The 23,536-nt window shown below is 62.0% G+C and carries 21 protein-coding genes and 1 tRNA gene; 14 read left to right on the plus strand and 8 right to left on the minus strand.

Features of this window, described 5'->3' with window-relative positions:
- Positions 1–70: 70 nt before the first annotated feature.
- The 4 genes from C1H66_RS10860 to C1H66_RS10875 form a co-directional block, all read right to left on the minus strand.
- Positions 71–958, minus strand: a complete 888-nt coding sequence (locus tag C1H66_RS10860) for an ABC transporter permease (protein ID WP_102627897.1) — start codon at positions 956–958, stop codon at positions 71–73.
- Complete coding sequence (locus C1H66_RS10865) at positions 942–2,132, minus strand: ABC transporter ATP-binding protein (protein ID WP_102627898.1); 1,191 nt, start codon at positions 2,130–2,132, stop codon at positions 942–944. Before C1H66_RS10865 ends, C1H66_RS10860 begins: the two co-directional genes overlap by 17 nt.
- 25 nt (positions 2,133–2,157) lie before the next feature.
- Entirely contained in the window at positions 2,158–3,273 is a 1,116-nt protein-coding gene (locus C1H66_RS10870) for an extracellular solute-binding protein (RefSeq protein WP_102627899.1), read from the minus strand.
- Between the two features lie 179 nt (positions 3,274–3,452).
- Complete coding sequence (locus C1H66_RS10875; protein WP_102627900.1) at positions 3,453–4,532, minus strand: NAD(P)-dependent alcohol dehydrogenase; 1,080 nt, start codon at positions 4,530–4,532, stop codon at positions 3,453–3,455.
- 273 nt (positions 4,533–4,805) lie between these two features.
- Between C1H66_RS10875 and C1H66_RS10880 the strand changes: the two genes are divergently transcribed.
- Positions 4,806–5,249 carry a YybH family protein gene (locus C1H66_RS10880; protein WP_102627901.1) on the plus strand — a complete coding sequence of 148 codons (444 nt, stop codon included), beginning with the start codon at positions 4,806–4,808 and terminating at the stop codon, positions 5,247–5,249.
- Between the two features lie 75 nt (positions 5,250–5,324).
- On the opposite strand, the gene C1H66_RS10885 is transcribed toward C1H66_RS10880, so the two are convergent.
- Complete coding sequence (locus tag C1H66_RS10885; protein ID WP_102627902.1) at positions 5,325–5,891, minus strand: NnrU family protein; 567 nt, start codon at positions 5,889–5,891, stop codon at positions 5,325–5,327.
- A gap of 150 nt (positions 5,892–6,041) precedes the next feature.
- Positions 6,042–6,782, minus strand: a complete 741-nt coding sequence (locus C1H66_RS10890) for a tellurite resistance TerB family protein (protein WP_102627903.1) — start codon at positions 6,780–6,782, stop codon at positions 6,042–6,044.
- Positions 6,783–6,928: 146 nt separating this feature from the next.
- On the opposite strand from C1H66_RS10890, the gene C1H66_RS10895 reads away from it, so the two are divergent.
- From C1H66_RS10895 to C1H66_RS10950, 12 genes are all read left to right on the plus strand, one after another.
- Positions 6,929–7,519 (plus strand): gamma-glutamylcyclotransferase, encoded by a 591-nt coding sequence (locus tag C1H66_RS10895; protein ID WP_102627904.1) that lies wholly within the window; start codon positions 6,929–6,931, stop codon positions 7,517–7,519.
- Between the two features lie 111 nt (positions 7,520–7,630).
- A complete protein-coding gene (locus tag C1H66_RS10900; protein WP_102627905.1) occupies positions 7,631–8,413 on the plus strand; it encodes a TSUP family transporter in 783 nt (260 codons plus the stop codon).
- Positions 8,414–8,492: 79 nt separating this feature from the next.
- Positions 8,493–8,741, plus strand: coding sequence for a hypothetical protein (locus C1H66_RS10905; protein ID WP_146010712.1), 249 nt, complete (start codon positions 8,493–8,495; stop codon positions 8,739–8,741).
- A gap of 135 nt (positions 8,742–8,876) precedes the next feature.
- A complete protein-coding gene (locus C1H66_RS10910) occupies positions 8,877–9,404 on the plus strand; it encodes an HPP family protein (RefSeq protein WP_102627907.1) in 528 nt (175 codons plus the stop codon).
- Positions 9,405–9,532: 128 nt separating this feature from the next.
- Positions 9,533–11,269 (plus strand): isocitrate/isopropylmalate family dehydrogenase, encoded by a 1,737-nt coding sequence (locus C1H66_RS10915; RefSeq protein WP_102627908.1) that lies wholly within the window; start codon positions 9,533–9,535, stop codon positions 11,267–11,269.
- Positions 11,270–11,479: 210 nt separating this feature from the next.
- On the plus strand, positions 11,480–11,674 hold the full coding sequence (locus tag C1H66_RS10920; RefSeq protein WP_102627925.1) for a hypothetical protein: 195 nt from the start codon (positions 11,480–11,482) through the stop codon (positions 11,672–11,674).
- Positions 11,675–11,809: 135 nt separating this feature from the next.
- Positions 11,810–12,364 carry a hypothetical protein gene (locus C1H66_RS10925; RefSeq protein WP_102627926.1) on the plus strand — a complete coding sequence of 185 codons (555 nt, stop codon included), beginning with the start codon at positions 11,810–11,812 and terminating at the stop codon, positions 12,362–12,364.
- Between the two features lie 648 nt (positions 12,365–13,012).
- Positions 13,013–14,236 (plus strand): serine/threonine transporter SstT, encoded by a 1,224-nt coding sequence (gene sstT / locus C1H66_RS10930; RefSeq protein WP_102627909.1) that lies wholly within the window; start codon positions 13,013–13,015, stop codon positions 14,234–14,236.
- A gap of 129 nt (positions 14,237–14,365) precedes the next feature.
- Positions 14,366–15,187, plus strand: coding sequence for a formate/nitrite transporter family protein (locus tag C1H66_RS10935; RefSeq protein WP_102627910.1), 822 nt, complete (start codon positions 14,366–14,368; stop codon positions 15,185–15,187).
- 117 nt (positions 15,188–15,304) lie between these two features.
- Positions 15,305–15,835, plus strand: coding sequence for a helix-turn-helix domain-containing protein (locus C1H66_RS10940; RefSeq protein ID WP_102627911.1), 531 nt, complete (start codon positions 15,305–15,307; stop codon positions 15,833–15,835).
- Positions 15,832–16,563 carry an AzlC family ABC transporter permease gene (locus C1H66_RS10945; protein WP_102627912.1) on the plus strand — a complete coding sequence of 244 codons (732 nt, stop codon included), beginning with the start codon at positions 15,832–15,834 and terminating at the stop codon, positions 16,561–16,563. The genes C1H66_RS10940 and C1H66_RS10945 overlap by 4 nt, the downstream gene beginning before the upstream one ends.
- A complete protein-coding gene (locus tag C1H66_RS10950; protein WP_102627913.1) occupies positions 16,556–16,894 on the plus strand; it encodes an AzlD domain-containing protein in 339 nt (112 codons plus the stop codon). Before C1H66_RS10945 ends, C1H66_RS10950 begins: the two co-directional genes overlap by 8 nt.
- Positions 16,895–17,008: 114 nt before the next feature.
- Here the strand turns inward: C1H66_RS10950 and C1H66_RS10955 are convergent.
- Positions 17,009–17,082: transfer RNA gene (locus C1H66_RS10955), tRNA-Ile, on the minus strand.
- Positions 17,083–17,245: 163 nt separating this feature from the next.
- Between C1H66_RS10955 and C1H66_RS10960 the strand changes: the two genes are divergently transcribed.
- A complete protein-coding gene (locus tag C1H66_RS10960) occupies positions 17,246–18,616 on the plus strand; it encodes a tyrosine-type recombinase/integrase (protein ID WP_102627914.1) in 1,371 nt (456 codons plus the stop codon).
- 2,749 nt (positions 18,617–21,365) lie between these two features.
- Here the strand turns inward: C1H66_RS10960 and C1H66_RS22600 are convergent.
- Positions 21,366–22,847, minus strand: coding sequence for a hypothetical protein (locus C1H66_RS22600; protein WP_146010713.1), 1,482 nt, complete (start codon positions 22,845–22,847; stop codon positions 21,366–21,368).
- Between the last annotated feature and the right edge of the window lie 689 nt (positions 22,848–23,536).

The raw sequence follows: 23,536 nt of genomic DNA on the forward strand, positions 1-23,536 counted from the left end.
GCTCATTTGGCCCGGTTCCTCATTTGGCCCAGCTCCTCATTTGGCCCAGCTCCTCATTTGGCCCAGCTCCTCATTTGGCAATGTCCCCCAGCCCCACCTTGAAGACCCTCATCACCAGCGACATGAAGCCGATGCACAGCACCAGCAGCAGGAAGGCGTAGGCCGCGCCCTGGTTCCAGTTGCCGCCCTCGAAGAACCAGTTATAGATGATCTGGGTGAACCAGCGGCTGCCCGGCGAGCCGAGCAGCGCCGGCACCGCGTAGCTGCCGGCCGCCAGCATGAAGGTCATGATGCAGCCGGTGGCGATGCCCGGCTTGGCATGGGGAATGACGATGCGCCGATGGGTGCGCACCGTGCCCGCCCCCAGGTCCCGCGCCGCTCGCACCTGGTTGTCGTCGAGGCTCTCGATGGCGTTGTAGACCGGGAAGACCATGAACAGGATGTAGGCATAGACCATGCCCACCATCACCCCGCCGTTGCCGCTGAGGAAGCGGATCGGCCGATCGATCAGCCCCAGCATCATCAGCACCTCGTTGAGCGGGCCGCGGAACGCCAGGATGATGAACCAGGAGTAGGTGCGCAGGATCTCGTTGATCCAGAAGGGCACGATCAGCAGCAGGATGCACAGCGCCGCCTGCCGCGGCGTGGCCACCTTGGCCAGGTACCAGGCCAGCGGGTAACTCACCGCCAGGGTCAGCAGGGTCACCAGCACGCTCGACCACAGGGTCTTGAAGAAGATCGCCCGGTGGATGTCGTTGTTGAACAGGGTGATGTAGTTGGCCAGCGTCCAGCCGTCCTCGGGCCCGCCCACCTGGGCCGGCAACAGGTTGGGCCGCAGCGAGTAGTCGATCATCTGCAACTGCGGCAGGGTGACCATCACGATCAGCCAGATGCCGAGCAGGGTCAGGATGGCCGCCGCCAGCGGGCCGCCGAAACGCGCCCTAAGCTGACGGAACATGGGCTCCTCCTGCTGGCGTGGCACCGCGATCCGTCTCCACCACCTCACCGGTGGCCTCGTCGACCACCGGGCTGCCGTCATCGGGCAGCACCACCGCATCGGCCGGATCATAGCCGAAGGCCATCCGCCGGCCGACGGCGAGCGAGTCCGCCGACCGCCGCGAGACCTCATGGCCGAGCTGTACCCGCAGCTTCTCGCCGGAGGCGAGCAGTCGTGTCTCCAGCATCACCCAGGCCCCCTCGAAATGCACCGCCTCGATCTCGGCCTCGAAGCGCGGGACGCCGCTGGCATCGTTGACCGGCCGCAGATGCTCAGGCCGCACGTAGAGCGCGACTCGCTCGCCATTTCCCAGTCGCGCGCCCTCCCCGGCATAGCCGCTCAGTTCGCCCAGCGCCCCGCCGTCGAGGCGCACCCGCTGGCGCTGTCCCTCGACATCGATCACCCGGGCCTCGAGGCGATTGTTCTCGCCGACGAAGGCGGCGACGAAGCCGGTCGCCGGGGCACGGTAGAGGGTCATGGGGTCGGCGACCTGCTGGATCCGCCCCGCCGACATCACCGCCACCCGATCGGACATGGTCAGCGCCTCGCCCTGGTCGTGGGTGATATAGATAAAGGTGATACCGGTCTTGCGCTGGATCGCCTTGAGCTCGGCGCGCATGTGCTGACGCAGCTTGAGGTCCAGCGCCGAGAGCGGCTCGTCGAGCAGCAGCACCCGCGGTTCCACCGCCAGCGCCCGGGCGATGGCCACCCGCTGCTTCTGGCCGCCGGAGAGCTCGGTGACCCGCTTGGGGCCGCTACCCTCCAGGGCCACCAGCGCCAGCAGCCGCTCCGACACCTCGCGGCGCTGCTGCCTGCCGACCCCGCGCACCTCCAGGCCGAACTCGATGTTCTCGAACACCGTCATCAGCGGGAAGAGCGCCAGGTTCTGGAAGATCATCGCCGTGGGCCGGCGATTCACCGGCACCCCGGCCACCGGCTCGCCACCGATGAACACCTGCCCCTCGCTGGGCACCAGGAAGCCGCTGACGATATTGAGCAGCGTGGTCTTGCCGCAGCCCGAGGGGCCGAGGAAGCTGAAGAACTCCCCCGACCCGATCTCGAGCGACGTCCTCTCGATGGCGGTGAAGTCGCCGAAGCGCATCACCACCTCCTCCAGCCGGACGCTTCCGTCCATGGTCACCTCGCTGTCGATGCCCGCATCAGGCGGAGAGATAGCGGTCCTGATACTCGTTGCGAAGCGCCACGTACCAGGGCTCCTGGATCGGCCACCACCAGAGGTTGGCCAGATCCTCCTCGGTGTAGGAGTCGGTGAAGAACTGGCGGGTCGCCTCGGGCAGCAGTTCGGTGGCGCCCTTCGAGGTAGAGTTGTAGCCGGTGGCCTCGACGAACATGGCGCCGGCCTCCGGGGTGTAGTACCAGTTGATCAGCTCGTAGACGGCATCGGGATTCTGGGCGTTCTTGGGAATCACGAAGCCCTCCATCCACGCCAGGGCCCCCTCCTTCGGCGCCCCGTAGGCGATGTCCTCGCCCTCCTGTTGCAGGCGGAAGGCGGTGGAGTCCCAGGTCTGGCCGATGATGGCGCCGTTGGTACGGAAGGCCGCCTGGGCCTCGTTCTCGGTGTCCCAGAACTGCACCAGCATCTGCTTGTGCTTGACCGCCTCCTCGAGGATGACATCGAAGTTGGCGCGCATCGCCTCTTCGCTCTTGTAGGAGTCGAGCAACGGGAACGGCAGCCGTCCCTCGCGCTCCAGCCACAGGCCGATGCCCACCAGCGCCGAGTGGCCGCGCACCGTCACGCCCTGGCCGTGCTCGGGGTTCCACAGGTCGGCATAGCTGAGGTCGGCGCGGTCGACCTGGGCATCGCGACGGTGCCAGGTGATCGCCTCGGTGCCCCAGTCGCTGGGGGCGAAGTAGCGCTTGCCGTCGACCACGCCGCCGACCTCGGAGCCCTCGATGGCACTGTCGAGCGCGCCGCTCCAGTTGATGCGGGACTCGTCGAGCGGCTGGACGAGGTCATAGTCGAGATACCCCGGCACCCTGTCCACGGTGGGCATGATGACGTCGAAGCCGCTACCGTCGGCGGCGCGCAGCGAATTCATCAGCTCGTCGTTGGTGCCATAAGGGGTGAAGGTGGCGCGGATGCCGGTCTTCTCGGTGAAGTCGGCCAGCATGGCGTCGGAGAAGTAGCCCGCCCAGGCATAGATGCGCAGGGTCTGCTCCTGGGCCAGCACCTTGTTGATATAGAAGGACGGCACGGTGGCGGCGGCGCCGGCGGCCAGGGTGCCCTGCAGGAAACGGCGACGTGTGAACGACATGACGAGCTCTCCATGATGGGTCAGGCACAGGGTCATCGGATCGGATGCACAGGCTGATGCCACCCGACCCTTATCTCGCGACTTCATGACGGCGGGATGAACATTGAATGGCCGTTCAATGCCGTTGAAATCAGAGTAGCACCCCGTGCCGAAAGCCCCAGTCGCCGTTTCAACGCTGCTCAGCTGGCGGAGATGGCCACCTTCAGCACGCCGTCGCGCTGGTGGGAAAAGAGCTCATAGGCCTCGACGATCCGCTCGAGCGGGTAGCGGTGCGTGACCATGGGGCCGAGGTCCAGGCGGCCCGACTCGATCACCTGCATCAGCCGGCGCATGCGCTCCTTGCCGCCGGGGCAGAGCGAGGTGATGATCCGGTGGTCGCCCAGCCCGGCGCAGAAGGCATCCAGCGGGATGGTCAGGTCGCCGGAGTAGACCCCGAGGCTCGACAGGGTCCCGCCGGGCTTGAGCACCCGCAGCGCCGACTCAAAGGTCGACTGCAGCCCCAGCGCCTCGATGGAGGCGTCGACGCCGCGGCCGCCGGAGAGCCTGAGGATCTCCGCCACCACGTCGACCTTGCGGAAGTCCAGGGTGATGTCGGCGCCCATCTGCCTGGCCATCGCGAGGCGCTCGTCGACGCCGTCGACGGCGATGATCAGCCCCGCCCCGCGCAGCCGCGCCCCGGCGGTGGCGCACAGCCCGATCGGCCCCTGGGCGAATACCGCCACGCTGTCGCCGATCCGGATGCCGGCGGACTCGGCCCCGGCGAAGCCGGTGGACATGATGTCGGGACACATCAGCACCTGCTCGTCGGTGAGGCCGTCCGGCACCGGCGAGAGGTTGGCCTGGGCGTCGGGCACCCGCAGGTACTCCGCCTGGGCGCCGTCAATGGTGTTGCCGAATCGCCAGCCGCCCATGGGCTTGTAGCCATGGGCGTGGTGACCGCCGTCCTGGGCGCTGCAGCCGTCCTGGCAGGCGTAGGAGGTGAAGCTCGGGCAGATGGCCCCGGCGATCACCCGCTGCCCCTCGGCATAGCCCCGCACGTTGGCGCCCAGCTTCTCGATCACGCCCACCGGCTCGTGGCCGATGGTGAGCCCCTTCTCCACCGGGTACTCGCCCTTGAGGATATGCACGTCGGTGCCGCAGATGGTGGTGGTGGTCACCCGGATCAGGGCGTCGTCGGGGCCGATCTCCGGAATCGGCTTGTCGTCGATCTCGATGCGCCCCGGCTCGACGAAGATCGCGGCTTTCATCATGGCAGGCATGGTCGTGACTCCCCTGTGGTCGGCTGGTCGTTGGTGAAGGTGAATCCGATGGCCACCACTACACTATCCACCAAGGACGGCAGACGGCACCTTGACGCAGGTCAAGATAGCCCGGACAACCGGCATGCGGTGACCGATCGTACGGCGCTCCCCCTCCAGGTAGGCGGCTTGCCGCCACCGCGCAGCCGGGGGTCGATTTCATCACCGCCCGAACGACAGGAAGGTGCCAGACTGACGACAGACCCCAGACGAAACAACCCGAGGAGGTGACCCATGACGACCCATATCGGCCTGTCCGCCGAGGCCGCGGTGCTGGAACAGCTGGAGAGCTGGGTGGCCGCGGTACACGCCCAGGACATCGACGCCATCGTCGCCCACTATGCGCCGCATATCGTCGCCTTCGACGCGGTGACGAAGCTGCAGTTCAAGGGCGTGGCGGCCTACCGTGATCACTGGCTGGCGTGCATGGAGATGTGCCCGGGGCCGATGGTCTTCGAGCTCCACGAGGTCGCGATCCACGCCGATGGCGAGGTGGCCTTCTGCCACGCCCTGCACCGCTGCGGCAACACCAACGACAAGGGCGAGACCGAGGCGGGCTGGCTGCGCATGACCAGCGGCTACCGGCGCATCGAGGGCCAGTGGAAGGTGGTGCACGAGCACTTCTCCGTTCCCTTCGAGATGGAGAGCGGCAAGGCGCTGTTCGACCTCGAGCCCTGAGCCTCGACCCCACGAGAGTGTCGAAGACGGTGCCTCTCCCGCCCTGCACGGGGGAGGCGCCGCCTGGCGACGGCCTTACATCACCGGGACACCGGTGACCCACACGTGCAGATGGAAGGCGAAGAGATAGTAGGCGACCAGGCCGCCCACCACGGTGATGGCGGTGCCGGCCATGCCCGGTGTGGCCACACTCGGCCGCGGGCGACGGCGGGCGGCGCGGAAGTCGAACACCGCCCAGAGCAGGAAGGCGCCGAAGAAGACGATATCGCCCAGCCGGCCGTTGGCCAGCAGGTGGGCGAAGGCCCAGAGCTTCACCGCCAGGATCATCGGGTGACCGAGCTTCGCCTTGATATGGTTGCCCGGCACATAGGTGGCCACCAGCAGGATGAAGGCGGGAATCATCAACAAGGCGACGGCGTGGCGCAGCCCGACGGGCGGGAACCACACCCAGGTCGGGTCGAGGCGCATCTGGCCGTAGCCCCAGATCGCCAGGGCCAGGCCGACGACCGCGATCACCGAGTAGCCCCCCTTCCAGGGCATCTCGCCCAGCCGCTGGATCTGCGCGGTGCGCCAGTCGTCGGCGACGATGCGCACCGAGTGCACTCCCAGGAAGATCAACAGGCCGAGAATCATCACGGTCATGGGTGGGGCCTCCATCAGCAAAGGTTGAACGATACGCCAGCCTAGCCGCTCACCCGGCGTCGCACCAGCGATGCCTCAGCCCGCCAGGCTCGACCACCCTGCCCGATGGTCGCGAACCATGCCGCCTGTCACTGAGGGAGCCCCCCACGCTCACCCGGCCGAGATGGCCTGGCGCTCCAGTTCCCCGGCCAGCGCCGGCTCCAGGGCCAGCGCCTTGGCCAGCTGATCGAGCCAGGCCCGCTCCATGGGGTTCTGCTCGTCGATCACCGCCACGCTGACCAGGTAGATCTCGCGGGCGGCCTGGGGCGAGTCGGCCTGGCGGGCCAGCGCCTCGGCGTCCAGCGGCGCGCGGAGCTGCTGCTCCACCCAGTCATGCAGCTCCCGGTCGGCGCCCAGTGCATCGATCTGCTCGGTGATCAGGGCCTGCTCGCTCTCGTCGATATGCCCATCGGCCCGCGACGCCAGGATCACCGCCTGCAGCAGCTCGAGGCTGCGCTGCTCGTGTGCCTGGCCCCCCAGACGCTCCACCGGCTCGCCCTCCGTCAGCGTCGCCGGCGCACCGCCGCGGGAATTCTGCCAGGCCTTCCAGGCCAGCGCGCCCACCCCGGCGATGGCGCCGTACTTGAGCGCCTTGCCGCCCAGCCGGCGGCCGCGCTTCGAGCCCACGAGCAGCCCCAGGGCACCGCCACCGAGCAGGCTCTTCATGTCGATACCGCCGCTCGCCTGTCCACCCTGCTGGCCGCCCTGCTGGCCGCCCTGCTGGCCGCCCTGCTGGCCGCCGCCGAGCTGGCGCGACAGCCCCTCCAGCATGCCCTTCACGTCCACCCCGCCGGCCGCCTGCTTGCCGCCGGCCTGCTGCATCAGTTGCTCGAGAATCCTGCTGGCGTTCATCCTGCTCTCCTTGGCGTCATGATCGAGTAAAGGTCGAGGAGGCCTCGACAAGCATCACGTTGACCCGCCGAAGCCCGGCGAGTTTCGACATTCGTCACCGTGCATCGCATCATGGCGGATAACGCCGACACCTGCCGATGCCATCCATGACCCTCGACACCACCCTGCTCAACCGGCGCATGACCCATTTCGACGGCCACGACGAGATCTGGCTGTTCGGCTACGGCTCGCTGATCTGGAAGGCGGACTTCCCCTTCCTGGAACGCCGCCCGGCGCACATCCATGGCTGGGTGCGGCGCTTCTGGCAGGGCTCCCACGACCACCGCGGCACCCCCGAGGCACCGGGGCGGGTCGCCACCCTGGTCCGCGAGCCCGGCGCCATCTGCCACGGCATGGCCTATCGCATCGCGCCCGAGGTGCTGCGTCCCCTGGATGTGCGCGAGAAGAACGGCTACCTGCGCGAGGTCATCCGGCTGCACTTCGATGACGGCCAGGGCGAGGGGGAGAGCGCCGAGGGGCTGCTCTATCTCGCCAGCGAGGACAACGCCGCCTTTCTCGGCGAGGCACCGCTCGACGCCATCGCCGAGCAGATCGCCATGGCGCATGGCCCGAGCGGGCCGAATCGCGACTACCTGCTGAACCTGGTCCAGGCACTTCGCGACCTCGGCGTGGACGACCCCCACGTGTTCGCCCTGGCACGGCGGCTGCCCCACCCGTCAGCTGCCTCCGGCCGCTGAACCACGACCACGGAGAGGCCTCAGACAGGCGCAAGGAACGCACATGAACAGGACATCTCGGCAACACCCAGCGACACGTCAGCGTCAACGGCCCGCGAGGGACGTACGCTGATGGCGGACCTGGCGTGGTACCAGCTCGCCCTCATCGGCCTGATCTTCGTCTGGAGCGGCTTCGTCAGGACGAGCCTGGGCTTCGGCGGCGCGGTGCTCTCCCTGCCGTTCCTGCTGCTGGTACTGAACGAGCCGCTGGTGTTCCTGCCGCTCATCGCCGTTCACCTGATGATCTTCTCGAGCTGGATCGCCTGGCGCGGCCACCGGCAACTGGTGGCCGCGAGCGAGAACGGCCGGCCCGCCGCCAGCAACATCGACTGGGCGTACCTGCGCAAGGCGATGAAGATCATGATCGTCCCCAAGCTGGTGGGGGTCGTGGGGCTGCTGACGCTGCCCGGCAACGTCATGACCAGCATCATCTTCGTGATCGTGCTGGTCTATGCGGTCGGCTATGTGCTCGACAGGCCGTTCCGCAGTAACCACCGCTACGTGGACTACGCCCTGCTGGCGATGGGCGGCTACGTCAGCGGCACCTCGCTGATCGGCGCCCCGCTGATCGTCGCGGTATTCGCCTCGCATGTGGCCGCGCATCAGCTGCGCGACACCCTGTTCGTGCTCTGGTTCATCCTGGTGGTGATCAAGATGGTGTCGTTCGTGATCGCCGGCGTGGACCTGCAGCTCGTCCACCATCTCTGGCTGCTGCCCTGCGCCCTGGTCGGGCACCTGCTCGGCGAACGCGCCCACCGCTACATGCTGGCCGGCACGACGAGCCTCTACTTCCGGGTGCTGGGCGTGGTGCTGATCATCGTCAGCGTGGTGGGGCTGCTCAACCCCGCGGGGTGAGGCGCGCGGCCCGGCACTCGCCAAACCGGCGTCCTGCTGCTAATGATGAGGGTGTCATCCCCAGCGGAGGGTGAACCCAGTGCCCCAGCACGAAACGACCATCATGGCCTTCGACGACCAGGGCCGCGAGTACATCATCGACGTCTTCGTCAGCGTCCGGGACATCAGCGACCTCCAACACACCGGCGCCACCCAGCGTGGGCTGCCCTCCTTCCGGACCCGGGAGGGCCACGAGGTCACCTACCTGGGCGGCGGCGAGTTCTCGGTCATGGTGCCGGGCGACGAGGTCGGCGTGACGGTCAGGACGGACGACCCAGAGTTCGTGTGAAGAGTTCGTGTGAAGGCGCGGCCCTCAAGCCGCGTGGATCAAATTTCGTTCATGACGACATGAAGAACGCTGCCTTCACATTCATGGTGCAGTCTGCGAGACTCGTGCACTCATTTTGTGCACCCCCTCCTGACAATGAAGACATATCTGGACAAGATGCGCGGCGAACGCGCACAGCCAGGCAGCGCCGACTGGCAGGACGCCCTCTGGTCGTGGCTCGGTGCCTTCGCCGGCATGGGCGCCATCTGCTGGCTCAGCACCCACTGGCTGTCACAGCACCTGCTGATCGTGGCCTCCTTCGGCGCCACCTCGGTGCTGATCTATGCCGCCCCCGAGAGCCCCTTCGCCCAGCCGCGCAACGTGCTGGTGGGCAGCATGCTGTCGGCCCTGATGGGCGTGGCCTGCTTCCAGTTGTTCGGCTCCACGGCGCTGGCCGTGTCGCTCGCCGTGTCGCTTTCCGTCCTGCTCATGCAGCTCACCCACACCGTGCACCCGCCGGGCGCCGCCGCGGCCCTGGTGGCGGTGATCGGCGGCCCCCAGATCACCGCCCTGGGCTGGTGGTATCCGCTGATGCCGATCGGCATCGGCTGCGCGGTCATGCTGGTGGTCGCCATCCTGGTGAACAACCTGGCGCGGCATCGCCGCTATCCACGTTTCTGGTAGGGGCGGCAGCGGTCGCCGCCTCGGCACCCGGCCGGACGTGAGGCGGGGGCGTTTGCCGGGGGTACATCGAGGGCTTACTCTGAACCGAATGAGCGGCAGTCCCGATACCCTTGAAAAAGAGGCAGGCGATGAGCAACAGGATCAAGGTGACCGCACCACTGGTCATCCTGCACGGTGACGAGATGGCCCAGGTGGCCTTCGAAAGGATCCTCGAGAAGTTCGTGAGCTCACCCCTGGATATCGGGCTCGTCGAGATCGACCTCTCCGCGGAGCATCGCCTGCTCACCAACGGGCAGGTGGTGATCGACGCCATCGAGGCCCTCAAGCGGTACGGGGTGGGCGTAAAGAATGCCGGCATGACGGTCAACCGCACACAGTTGGGCGAGCTGCTCGCCAAGCACCCGGAGCTGGACGGCACCCGCCTGCATCCGCTCGCCACCAAATCGCCCAACGGCGCCATCCGCAAGGGCATCGGCGGCAACATCACCCGCGAGGACATCCAGTTCCGCAACCTCCAGGTCAGGACGCCCGACTGGGTCGGTCGCGACATCGAGGTCGACACCATGGAGCGGGGCGGCATCAAGGACAGCTTCAACGCGCTCTCCACCGCCACCGGAGTGATCAAGCTGATGTTCGTCGGCGCCAGTGGCGACCCGGTGGAGCTCCACCGCCGCGAGGTGAACAAGGGCGACCCCTGGCTGCTCGCCACCAACGACCTGGATGACGTCAAGGCCTGGGCCCACCACTTCTTCCAGCGCGCCCTCGACGAGCAGCGCGATGCCTACCTGGGCCTGAAGGACACCGTGATCGCCGGCTATGACGGGGTGATGCGGGCCGCCATCGAGCGCATCTTCGACGCCGACTACCGCCGGCGGTTCGAGGCCCTGGGGCTCGAGTACCACTACGAACTGATCGACGCCCAGGCCGCGCGCCTCGTTGCCACCCCGCCGGAGCGGGCGCTGTGGGGCGTGCCGGACAACAACACCGGCCGCAAGCTCTACAAGCTCGTCGACCAGCTCAAGCGGCACGGCATCCCCAGCCGCAAGGCCCATGTCTCGCTGTCACGGATGAGTGCCGGCGGCGGCGACCAGTACGGCAGCTACAACATGCCCGCCGAAGAGGACGGCATCCTCAAGGTCGTCGTCGATGGCGACGAGAAGCACGCCCGGCGCGTCAAGAAGGGCGACCCCATCCTGCTGATGTCCAACGACCGCCAGGCGATCAAGGACTGGGTCGGCCAGGTGTTCCGCGACGCCTCGCGCAAGGAGAAGGAGGTCTACTTCGGCCTCAAGCGCGAGTACATGGAGTACGACGAGGTCTTCAGCACGGTGATCACCGAGGTACGCCTCGAACTGGCCCAGGCCGATACCCCGCCGCCCTCTTTCATGATCATGCGGCCCTCCAGCCAGCTCATCAAGATGATCACCGACCCGCCGCGAAATGCCCTCTACCCGGCGCAGAACCTCGACGGCGACATCTTCTCGGACATCTCCGCGGCGCTCGGCGGCAGCCTGGCCACCGCCAGCTCGATCATCGAGAGCCAGAGCGGCACCATGCTCTTCGAAGCCCCCCACGGCACCGCCCACGACCTCTACCTGACGTACCTCGAGAGCGACGGCAAGGAGGCACACTTCAACTCCTCGGCGCTGATCTACGCCGTGGCCAACGCCCTCGAGACGCTGGCCGAGCGCGAGAGCAACGACGCCCTGATCGACTACTCCCAGCGGCTCAAGGCCGCGCTGATCGACACCGTCGCCGACGGCATCATCACCGGCGACCTCAAGGGCAAGACCACCGACCCGGACGCGGAGCAGGTCGTGGACATGCAGGGGTTCCTCGATGCCGTGGCCCAGCGCCTGGGCTGAGGTGGCGGCCGGCCTGGCCACGTCAGGCCGCCGCTCGCCGATATCGGCCACAGCGTCGATACTGGGGAAAGTCGCTCGGCGCGGAGTCACAATGAGAGCGATATCACCATCACAGCGGACGAGCGCCCCTGAAGTGCATCTCGCCTGACGACTCGTTTCCCCCAGCAGCCAATCGGTACTGTCATAGACGCCCAACGATGAGGAATGGACTTGCGACTGATCAACCATATCAACGCCCCTCAGACCAAGGCGTTTGCCAAACACTGCTTCGAGGAAAAATCGTCAGAGCAGCTGCGTGCCGCGGCCAAGGAGAAGCCCGACGAGAGCGTGCTGAGCGACTGTGGTATCACGGAAGGCCAGTACGAGGAGGCCGTTGCGGCGGCGCTGGCAGAGCTCGAAGCATAGGGACTCGATGCAGGGCACTGGGTTCTCGTTGACGACCTGGCGAGACCGTTTGTGCAAGCCATCCATCCGGCAATAGGAGCTGGCATGGCTCTTCGACTAGGCTTAGCGCATTGGCATCAGGAAATGGCTAGCATCATGATCTCACTCAGCCCCCAGGCACTCGCAGTCGTCGACGGGCTCGCCGAGCGTCACCATTTCAGTCGCGACGCCATTGCGCATATGGTCTCGGCCGTGGCCGACGGTGATGGCCAGATGGCGATGTTTTCGCATCCCGAGTTCGGCGGCCCCGGCCAATGGATGCAGGGTGGCATGCTGATGCTGAGCGCCCCCCTCAACCATGTCTTGAACGCCCGGGTGGATGCGCTGTGCCACGAGATTGGCGAGATCCTTGCCCACCAGCCGGGCCGGCTCGTCGCGGAAGCGAACACGGCCTGGTGGCCGGCGGAACTCGGCACACCCAACGCGACCGGCGAGCAGAACGGTTTGCGCTATGCCTACTTTGCGCAGGCCCGGCGCCTCGTCGTGCAGACCGGAGATACCCTCCGGGTCTATGACACCCTTGACCATCGCATCGGCGGCCTTGCCCAGCAGCAGGGAAGCCAGAGCCGATTTACGGTGACCAGCCAGCACGGGGACGTCGACCTCGCGAGCCTGCCGGTCATTTCCACCGACAGGCTATCGCCAGGCTAGACCACGAAAGGATCTACCGGTGTGCAGGGACCTAATGCGGCGTCGACAGTCTCGGCAGCCTCCAGCATCAGGTCATCGCGCAAGCGGGTAATGCGCAACACACGCCGACCCCCTCAGGCCCTGCCGGGCCGGGGCCGCCGCGTGTTTCCCCACGACCAGGCCGTGGCTCAGATCACCCCGCAGTTCTGCAGTGTCAGCGCCACCAGCAGCAATACCCCCAGGCCGATCAGCCTGGCGGTGGCCCCTTCTTGCCCTGTTTCCTGTCCATCGCCTCCCGTCCTCTCGCCCTGAAGTCCAGCCTCACGGACGCCGCCTCCATGTTCCTGCCTGATGATAGCGCATCGGGCATCGGGGCTCCTGGGGCCCTCTCGCCCTCTTGGCCACTGGTTAGCCGCACGGCCGGAATGCTGAGTCATGCCGTAAAGGCAGCAATGCCCTCTACCTTTAGTCTAAAAGGCAGGAAAACCATCCAACTGTATCGTGAACATTGCTAGAATCTCGCGCGCACAGCAGGCGCCCCTGCCTTGGGCTACCCGCCCGGGGCGGCTCGGCCGGCTCGACCCGGCGCTCACCCGCGCCCACGGCTCGACCGCCGAGCGCCCGGCAGGGTGGCGCCTGCCCGCCCATGACAACCCCGAGAGACCCTCCATGTTCGCCACCGTGCACGCCCTCAGCCGCCCGCTGCTTCGCCTGGGGCTGATCCCCCAGATCGCCATCGGCATCGTCTGCGGCATCCTGCTCGCCTCCGTCTCGCCCGAGGCGGCCCAGTCGGTATCGCTACTCGGCCAACTGTTCATCTCCGCCCTGAAGGCGGTCGCCCCGATCCTGGTGTTCGTGCTCGTGGCGGCGGCCATCGCCGGCCACCGGCAGGGCCAACCCACCCATATCCGCTCGGTCCTGGTGCTCTATGTGATCGGTACCCTGACCGCCGCCCTGGTGGCCGTCGTCGCGAGCTTCGTGTTTCCCACCACCCTGGCCCTGGACGTGCCCGAGGTCAGCGGCAACCCGCCGGGCGGCATCGTCGAGATCCTCCGGAACCTGCTGCTGAGCGCCGTCACCAACCCGGTCACTGCGCTGATGGAGGGCAACTTCATCGCGATCCTGGTATGGGCCATTGGGCTGGGCATCATGCTGCGCCAGGCCGAGGAGAGCACCCGGACGATGCTGAGCGACCTCTCCGACGCCGTGTCGAACATCGTCCGGATCGTGATCCGCTTCGCCCCGCTGGGCATCTTCGGCCTGGTCGCCGCCACCCTGGCGGAGTCCGGCATGGGCGCCCTGCTCGACTATGGCCACCTGCTGATGGTGATCGTCGGCTGCATGCTGTTCGTGGCGCTGGTCACCAACCCGCTGATCGTCTACTGGCAGACCCGCCGCAACCCCTACCCGCTGGTCTTCACCTGCCTGCGCGGCAGCGCCATCACCGCCTTCTTCACGCGCAGCTCGGCGGCCAACATCCCGGTCAACCTGGAGCTGTGCAAGCGGCTGAAGCTGCACGCCGACACCTACGCGATCGCGATCCCGCTGGGCGCGACCATCAACATGAGCGGGGCCGCCATCACCATCAGCGTGATCACCCTCGCCGCCGCCCACACCCTAGGCATCGGCGTCGACTTCCCCACCGCCCTGCTGCTGTGCATCGTCTCCGCCCTGGCCGCCTGCGGCGTCTCCGGGGTGGCCGGCGGCTCGCTGCTGCTGATCCCCATGGCCGCCAGCCTGTTCGGCATCTCCACCGACGTGGCCATGCAGGTGGTGGCGATCGGCTTCGTGATCAGCGTGGTGCAGGACGCCACCGAAACGGCGCTGAACTCCTCCACCGACGTGCTGTTCACCGCGGCCGCCTGCCAGAACGAGGCGAACCGGCAGGCGTGACATGACGACGCCGGCCCCGCGAGGCGGCGGGGCCATCAGTTGCACACGCTGCCGGTTACCGGCCGAGGCGCCACACCCGACCCGCTATAGTTGGAAAACCCCCATCTCCGGCACGGGCGAGCAGCGACCATGGACAAGGACCACCTGTTTGGCGATGCCTATCAACCACGACAGATCGCTCAGCGAGTGGCCAGCATGGGCGTGGCCAAGGCCCGTGCCGACAGCCTGACCCTGCTGGTGCTGGCGGTACTCGCCGGCGCCTTCATCTCCCTGGGTGCCATCCTGTTCACCGTGATCACGACCGATTCCGCGCTGGGGTTCGGCGTGACACGCCTGCTCGGTGGACTGGGCTTCTGCCTCGGGCTGATCCTGGTGGTGATCGGGGGTGCCGAGCTGTTCACCGGCAACAACCTCCTGGCCATGGCCTGGGCAAGCCGCTTGATCACTGGCCGGGAGCTACTGAGGAACTGGGGCCTGGTCTACCTCGGCAACGTTGTCGGCTGCCTGGGTACGGTGCTGCTGGTGATGCTCGCCGAGATCACCAGCCTGGGGGGCGGCAGCGTGGGAGCCACGGCACTGCAGATCGCCCATGCCAAGGCAGAACTCTCCCTGGTCGAGGCCTTCGCTCGCGGCATCCTGTGCAACGTGCTGGTGTGCCTGGCGGTATGGCTGGCCATGGGGGGACACAGCGTCACCGACAGGATCCTGGCCATCGTGCTACCGATCAGCGCCTTCGTCACCCTCGGCTTCGAGCACTCGATCGCCAACTGGTTCTTTCTTCCCCTGGGGCTCGCCATGGATGGGCCGGGGACACTGACGCTCGCCGGTTCCCTGCTCAACCTCGCGGTAGTCAGTCTCGGGAACATCGTCGGCGGCACCCTGCTGGTCGCATGCGTGTATTGGCTCGCCTACCTGCGCGCCCCGGATCAACCGGATGATGACCCAGCCTGATCCCCCTGGAAGTGCCTTCCCCCAGGCTCCTGGTACCCCCTCCGCTGGCCAGCTACTTGACAAGCATGCCGTTCGTTATATAGAACGTTCCTTATAACGAACACGCAGGGGCACACCATGGACAAGCTTTCGCTCGGCACCCTCGGCCAACACCTGCAGACCCTGCGACTCGCCCAAGGGTGGTCGCTGTCACAACTGGCCGCCGCCGCCGGCATCGCCAAGTCGAACCTGTCGCGGCTCGAGCAGGGCAACGGCAACCCCACCCTGGACACCATCTGGCGGCTGGCGGTGCAACTCAACGTGCCCTTCGGCACCCTGGTGGCGCCGATCCGCGTGCCGCTGGGCGAGGACGGCGTGGAGGTTCGGCTGCTCGACCAGGGCAAGGACACCCCCCAGGTCGACGCCTACTGGATGCGCTGCGCGCCCCACACCGTACGCCATGCCGAGGCGCATACGCCGGGGGCCCGCGAGTCGCTCACCCTCATCAGCGGGCGGCTGGAGGCCGGCCCGGAAGGCGCCGTCGAGACGCTCTCGGCCGGCGACACCCTCACCTTCGCCGCCGACCGGCCACACCTCTATCGCACCCAGGACGCCTGGGCCACGCTGCTGCTCACCATCGTCTACACCGGCCAAGGAGATCCCCCATGAGCCAGCAAGCCACCCACGCCCTACCCCGCCCCTGGCTCGCGGGCCTGCGCGAGGCCATTCCGCTGCTGGGCGGCTATGTGCCGGTCGCCATCTCGTTCGGGCTGATCGCCATCCAGGCCGGCTTCAGCACCTGGGAGGCGGTGATCATCTCGACGCTCGTCTACGCCGGGGCCTCGCAGTTCCTGTTCGTCGGCATGGTCGCCGCCGGCGCACCGCTGTGGCTGGTGGTCGTCATGACGCTGCTGATCAACGCGCGCCATGTGGTCTATGCCCCCAACCTGGCGCCCTGGCTGACCACCAGCCGCTGGTGGCCCTGGCTGATGCACGGCCTGACCGATCAGGTCTTCGCCCTGGCCCACAGCCGCCTGCCGCAGCTGCCGGCCTCGCAGCGCCTCGGCTGGTTCACCGGGGCCGCGCTGCTGGCCTGGGCCAGCTGGATCGGCGGCACCGCACTGGGTGCCGTGGCCGGCGACGAGCTGACCACGCGCTGGCCGCTGCTCGGCGAGGTCATGCCCTTCGCCCTGCCGGCCCTGTTCCTGGTGCTGGTGGCGCCGCGCTTCACCTCCCGGCGCTGGTCGCTGGCGCTGGGCAGCAGCATCGCCATCGCGGCGCTGCTCACCGTGAACGGGCTGACCAACGCCGCGATCCCCCTCGCCGCCGCCTGCGGGGCCCTGTGCTTCTACCTGGTGAAGTTCGACGTGACAACGAGAGGAGAACGAGATGAGTAGCGCACTCTGGTTGGCCGTGCTGGCCTCGGCGGCAGGCACCCTGCTGATGCGCCTGCTGCCGCTGCTGTGGATGCAGCGCCGTCTCCAGAAGTCCGCCAGTGAAGACGGCCTCGAGGCCATGCCCCAGTGGCTCGGCATCCTCGGCCCCTTGATGATCGCCGCGGTACTCGGCGTCTCGCTGGTCCCGGTGACCACCGCCGCCAGCTCCTGGCTCGCCACGGCACTCGGCGTGCTCGTGACCCTGCTGGTCTGGTGGCGACTGCGCTCGCTGGGCTGGCCGGTGGCCGCCGGCGTGGCGGCCTATGGGGTGGTGGTGACGCTTCTTGGCTGAGCCATCAACCCGCAATTGGACGGGGCATCAGCCAGCAATTGGACACTGCAATAACCCGCAATTGGACGATGCTGGAGAAGAGATATGGTCACGTCTTACAGAGAAAACAAAGCGTGGTGGGCCCAGCTGGACTCGAACCAGCGACCAAGGGATTATGAGTCCTCTGGTTAACCACAAACCATAGGCCTTTCAAGGCTTGCTATCCTATTGTTTTTCAATACATTCTTGCAGATTGTGAAATTTATGCTTATGTTATACGGCTAGACACGATGGTCCAAAAAAGTCAAAATACACTTACACCAGCGCTTACATGAGAATGTCAAGCACAATATAAGCAGAAAGGAATATCACATGGCACGCAAGAACCTCACAGAAAAACGGATAAACGCTTTCACTTCTGATGGCAAGCAGCAAAAATTTCTGTGGGATGCCAACACCCCAGGCTTAGGCCTTCGTGCAACAAAGAATGGGGCTAAGGCATTTGTCTACCAAGGCAACCTTGCTGGACAAGATATTAGAATAACAATTGGAAACCCCAAGTCATGGAGCATCGATGAGGCTCGCAAAGAAGCTCGTCGAATACAAATCTTGATTGACCAAAACATCGATCCACGACAAGAAAAAAGAAAAAAGCAACAAGCTATTAAGGATGAAAAACTTAATCAACACAGGCGAGTAATAACTATTGCTCAAGCTTGGGACTCATATATTGAAGAGCGTCGCAAAGTATGGAGTGAAAACACTCTCTCCGATCATATGAAAATGATGAAGCCCGGAGGAGAGCCATACAAGCATCATAACAAGGAGAATACGTCCACCAAAAGAACACAACCAGGCATATTAAGTCCCTTGGGAAAGCTTCGCCTCTATGATCTAACACCTGATGTAGTAATCAGCTGGCTTAAAAAAGAAAGGGAGAAACGCCCAACACAGACAGCCTTGGCATTCCGGCTGCTTCGCGGATTTGTTAACTGGTGCTCAGAAGATAAGTTATACAGCCAACTCGCGCCCGCCGAAGCAATTAATTCCAAAAAAGTCAGAGAAAATGTTCCCAAACAAGGCGCAAAAAAAGATGTATTAGAGAAAGAGCAATTAGAGCCATGGTTTCGAGAAATCAAAAAACTCAACCCAATCATATCGGCCTATCTTCAGACAATGTTAATAACGGGTGCAAGAAGAGAAGAAATACTTACATTACAGTGGCAGAACATTGACTTCAAGTGGTCACAAATTGATATAAAAGATAAAGTTGATGGTAGGAGAACCATCCCTCTCACCCCTTATGTTAAAGAACTATTGAGCCAACTCCCCAGAACTAACGAATGGGTGTTTTCATCGCCAAGATCAAAAAGCGGGCGCTTGATGGAGCCAAATATAGCACACAATAAAGCTGTAAAAGCAGCGAAAGTTAATCATTTAACGATTCATGGGCTCAGGAGATCCTTCGTGTCACTTGCGAACTGGGTGTCTTTACCTAAAGGGATCGTGTATCAAATTGCAGGGCATAAGCCTAGCGCCACTGCCGAAAGGCATTATGAAGTTAGGCCCATAGACATCCTTAGGTACTGGCACACAAAGTATGAGGCATGGATCCTGGAGCAAGCCGGAATTGAATTTTCCGAGACCTACAAGGGTGACAAAGTTCACACCATAGCACCACCAGACCAAAAGCCCAATAAAACCGAAGCAAAGAAAAGCATCACCTTTAAAGTCATCGAATAAGGTATAAACTCGACACAATAATACAGAAACTTACAATAAGGCGGAGCCATGTATACCACCGTGTGTGGGAGGTTTTAGCGACAGGTGCACTCCTAACAACAGAAATGCTCGATGCAGGTGCTGGACAGCCTCTGATCGGTGGCCACCCTGAGACACTCACACCTTGGGCGGCCGCTCCACACTTCCTTCGCTTTATATTCAATCCCGAACTGGTTATCAGCCGTTGGCCTCAATCTGGAGAAAATACGACGTGACATCGGTCAGACCTGGAAGAAAAAAATAGGGTGATAGTGCGGTAGGCTGGCATCAGGTAGGTCCTCATTGGAGTGACTCTACCACCTTAGCCGTAGGAGGCAAGGCTGCCAAAAGGCCATCAACGCTGTGAAGGGAGCGAGGCCCGAGGATGCCCTCCATGGTCAATCCGCTCCCTGCGTGACGCGTAGCGCCTTCTTGACGGCATGCCCAATGGGCGCTCCACAGCAGCTCCCACCACATGGGCATTCTGCCCTCCCCGCTCCGCCAGATCGCCTAAGCAATCTCGACACCTGACACCAGATAGATACCCACCGTATCGCTCATCCCGCAACCTGGACATCCGGTGGTCCAAGTTTCACTGACCACTTCCAGTGCTGATGTTCTACGACCAAAGGCTACCTAGCTAGGGACTTTTCCTCAGTCCATGGTCACGGTACATTAAGAATGGCTCAGTGAGCTTCGGCTTGGGAAGCCGGTTATGCAGTCGGGTGCTGCCGCCATGATCGACTGCTCTTAAACTCCAACAGGCAGCAGGTCTGAGCCCCCCTTTCCCGACTCATCAAGAGCCTTGGGGGATGTTGACAAGGGAACTCTATGAAATACCCGAACTCAACGCGCTCAGCAGGCCTTATCGCCAAAGCATGTGCATACGCTACCGTATACACCGCTCTGGCTGCATCACTCCCTGCTTGGGGTGCGGTGCTCGTCACTGGTGTAGTGGTGTACTGCTTGCTGAGGCTGTAATGCCACCGCCCTGGGTCAGCCTAGCTGTCCCAGGGCAACCTATCCGACTCTCTGGAAGAAGCGAAGTGGATCTCGACTCAGGACGAACCGATGGGTTACAAGCAGCGTGCTTGGTTGGTCAGGTGGCGTTGGCAAGGTGCCCACGCTTCAATCGAACGACCGGTAGTGGCTATCCTCAGACCAAGGCTCACCTCCGAAAAGGTCTCGGAGATCATTCAGACACTTTACTCAGTCTCAAGCTACTCGTTGGTCGAGCAGGCTCATATTTCAAAGCGGCCTCGTGAAAACCCATATCCAGCAACACAAGTATCTTCAGGAACAATCACCTGCGGACACAACCCTTGGCTAGAAGCCATATATGTGCGCGAGCTTTCCATCAGCACAGACCCGAAGACAGGTGATGAAATTCTAATCTTCCATCACCTTGATCAGTACGAATACAGCCATGCAACTGGGGAGGTGGTCTTAACGAGAAAAGGGAGCCGTGACACAATAACTCAGCCTGCATCGTGCGACGGGTTAAATCTCAGTAAGTCATAGGATGTAGTTGAATGGTAGAGCTGCACCAGTCAAGATTCTCCTCACCCATCAACGTCATGTAACGCTCACTGTCTAACATATCCGGCATTGTCTCACGCCCTAACGAATCACCGGCAAAAACCTTTACGTCCCGCACCCGTGGGGCGTTCTCGTTTTTGCTCCTTGCGCCTCCATGGCCATACCGCTCCCTGCGTGACGCTTAGTGCCTTCCTGGCGGCGTGCCCAACGGCATGCGGAGTGAGGCGTCACACTCCCAGAGTAGACCCCCTTGGTGGCCACAGCCCTACGACCTCGCCAATAGATTGTGTGCGAGATCACCAACACGACGTAGTCGCTCAGTCACGCAGTGCAAGGAGTCCCTGCCCCTTTCGTTGCCGAGGCCATATAATAACAATAAGGGTTTATTTTGATTTCGCCCCCCACCCTAGCGACATCCTCTAAGACAACGCCAAAATCAAATGTACCATTTATTTTTTGTATAGAATCGATACGAATTGATGGCAGGCTGGAGATATACCCACTCATCAAGCAATAAATTCCAAGAGAAAGAAGGAAATAAATAAATTATTGATATATAGGCATAACAAGGAGGGTGTCAAGGGCATATACAAGGTAGCACATACAATACAATGCTCATATATAACCGATATATATGATCATGTTATGATGTATTAAAGGGTAAAGGGAGGGGGCATATACATACTATTAGCCGGACAAAACGTATAAACAAAAGCCCTGAATCCCTCCACCACGGCCGGGTTCAAGCCAGTACCACTAATTGGCACAGGGAATCATAATACCTAGTGAAATGTAATAGCATTCACCTGGTCACCATAGAACGCCAAAAATACTCACTAGGATTTGAATCAGACCATACCCTAGGCCTACCCTTACCAAAGAGGTGAAAATTAAAATAAGAGTAAAGAATGAAAGTTTCAGGATAGGACATCCGCTATTGCCCTAAACAACATCGCCATAGAACCTTAATACCATTCACACATCTAGTATAATCAATAAACATATATTAAGAATTACTATGGAATGAAGGGTTATGGGAGGAGCTAGAGGATAATGAAAGATTAGGTATGTGTATATTTACGACAATTACATACTATTAGCCGGACAACACATACAAATAAAAGCGCTGAAGCCCTGCACCAAGGCCAGCTTCAAGCTGGCGTCGCTAATTAGCACAGGGCATCAAAAAAATTTACAACAATTCAACCTCCAAGCTCAGTGAGTACCCAGTCCTAGCCAGTATCCTTCTTTCCAATTCGACAACATCGGGCTTATCGATCACTGTGACGCCATCATGCTGTAGAAGCACAATGTTATCCCTCAACTCTTCTATCATCACTCTCATGGCTTCGGACTCAGCACCTTGCAAGAGGTGGGACAAAATTTCCCTGTCAGAATGCGAACCATTGATTTCTCTACCTGCATCATTCACTATGACACCAGCTCGTTTACTGGTCTGCCCCCTATAATAATCAATAACTCCCCTGCTCGCCTCTCTCAGATCCTTAAGTAAGCCTTGCAGAAACGGATGACTAGCCAGTCTCTCAACCACATCTCTTCCGAGCTTGGCCTCAATAGCATTTTGTTTATTTTCAAATGATTCCATTTTTCCTCTGCACTGAAGAACAGCTCCATATATCAATGAAATCAGTACAAACTTTGCATCATCAAGCGTGATACCAGCAAACTGTGCAACCTCGTTTCTAAGCAGATTCTTGTTATCCAAGTAATAGGATATGCATGGAGTGTCAATACAGATCCGCATTGCCATCTGGGAAAGAAGCGACCAGTGACAGTTCTCTATATCGACGTCATAGCATCCTTGAAGTGCCATACGACGGACCTCACCCACGCAGCGCTGGAGATTAACATGCCCCATCGCATACAGCCTTCCAGCTTTGCTTTCAGAGTAAATGGTAGGTACCAACGCATCATCACTCTTACTTGAATTGGCAATTGACAGCATTACAAGCGCTTGACGGCCTGCTAGCAGAACACGACTATATGATTTCTGATCGCCGTAACACCGCTTATACTCATCCCAGTGGCATTTCAACCATCCTAAATGTTCTGGGAATGGGTCCCTATTCAGCCACCGCTCAGACGCACCGATCAAGTCCAAGAGATTTTGTGAGTTTACTTCTACAAGAGACGACATGACATTTCGAGGAAATCGGCATTTTGCCCCTGTCGCCGTAGTACTACGAAACGCATCACCTGGAGTACGGTACGGAGAACCTGCGGCGTCGATCAAGCCAGTTACTAAATCATCATATTTTGTGGCTAGCTTTAAGAGGAATTCCAGGAAAAAACCAGATGCGACCTTGTAGCCATGATCGGTCAGCTTCCAGCCAGACGCCCACTTGCCCTTCACTCCCTCTAGTTCTTTTTCAAACCAACCCAGCATGCCATTGATCTCATCGAATCGGGCTGCCGAACCGAAAATAGATTTTTTCGCTTCCCAGTGAATAGGCGTGAGGTCAACACGGTGAGATTTATGGGGAATAGCATTGGCATACATCGCCCACATAAATGCAGCTAACCCACGCTTCTCTTTTTCGAGAAGGGAAGAAAAATATGGGTCTTGAGATAAATGGACATCCCAGTCTTTAGGGCGGAAATGGAAAAAGCTGGTGAGTGCTCGATGGGCTTTCGATTTTTTGGTGGTAGGCATTTTCTGATGTGATTGTCGGAATATGGTATCACATCAGGCACAACAAGAAACAGCCGTATGAACGATCATGTACAAGACATCAGCCTTGTCCAGCGCTGGACAGGTCCAAGACTTGGTGCCGGCTCAGATCCCCGCCATCAGGACACTCTGTGTCGTTGTGTCCGGTCGGCAGATCTGCATGACGTCTTTGTCCATCAATGGACAGAGCCGCCGACTGGCATCGGATCAGCCATCGCCATCGGCAGTGATGCCATCGGGGGAGCTACCCGCACGGCAGCCCGCCCCCATCCAGAAAATTAGTTTGTCCATCAATGGACAAAGCCGCCAGCTGGCATCGGATCTACCGGCCATCACCATCGGCAGTGATACCTTCATGGAGCTGCTCGCACGACAGCCCGCCCCTTTCCGGAACTTCAGCCTTGTCCATTAATGGACAGGAGATAGGGTGGGCCAGGTGTCGGAACCGCCATCTCCATCGGCAGTGACACCTTCATGGAGCTGCTTGCACGGCAGCCTGCCCCCCTTCCAGAACATCAGCCTTGTCCATTAATGGACAGAGCATGAGCCAGGCGTCGGAATCGCCATCGGCGGTGACTCCTTCGTGGAACACCCGCACGGCAGCCCCAGCCCCAGCCCACCCCCTTCCCCTCCCCTTCCAGAACATCAGCCTTGTCCATTAATGGACAGAG

This window comes from Halomonas heilongjiangensis, from assembly GCF_002879645.1.
GTDB classification, from domain to species: Bacteria; Pseudomonadota; Gammaproteobacteria; order Pseudomonadales; family Halomonadaceae; genus Halomonas; species Halomonas heilongjiangensis.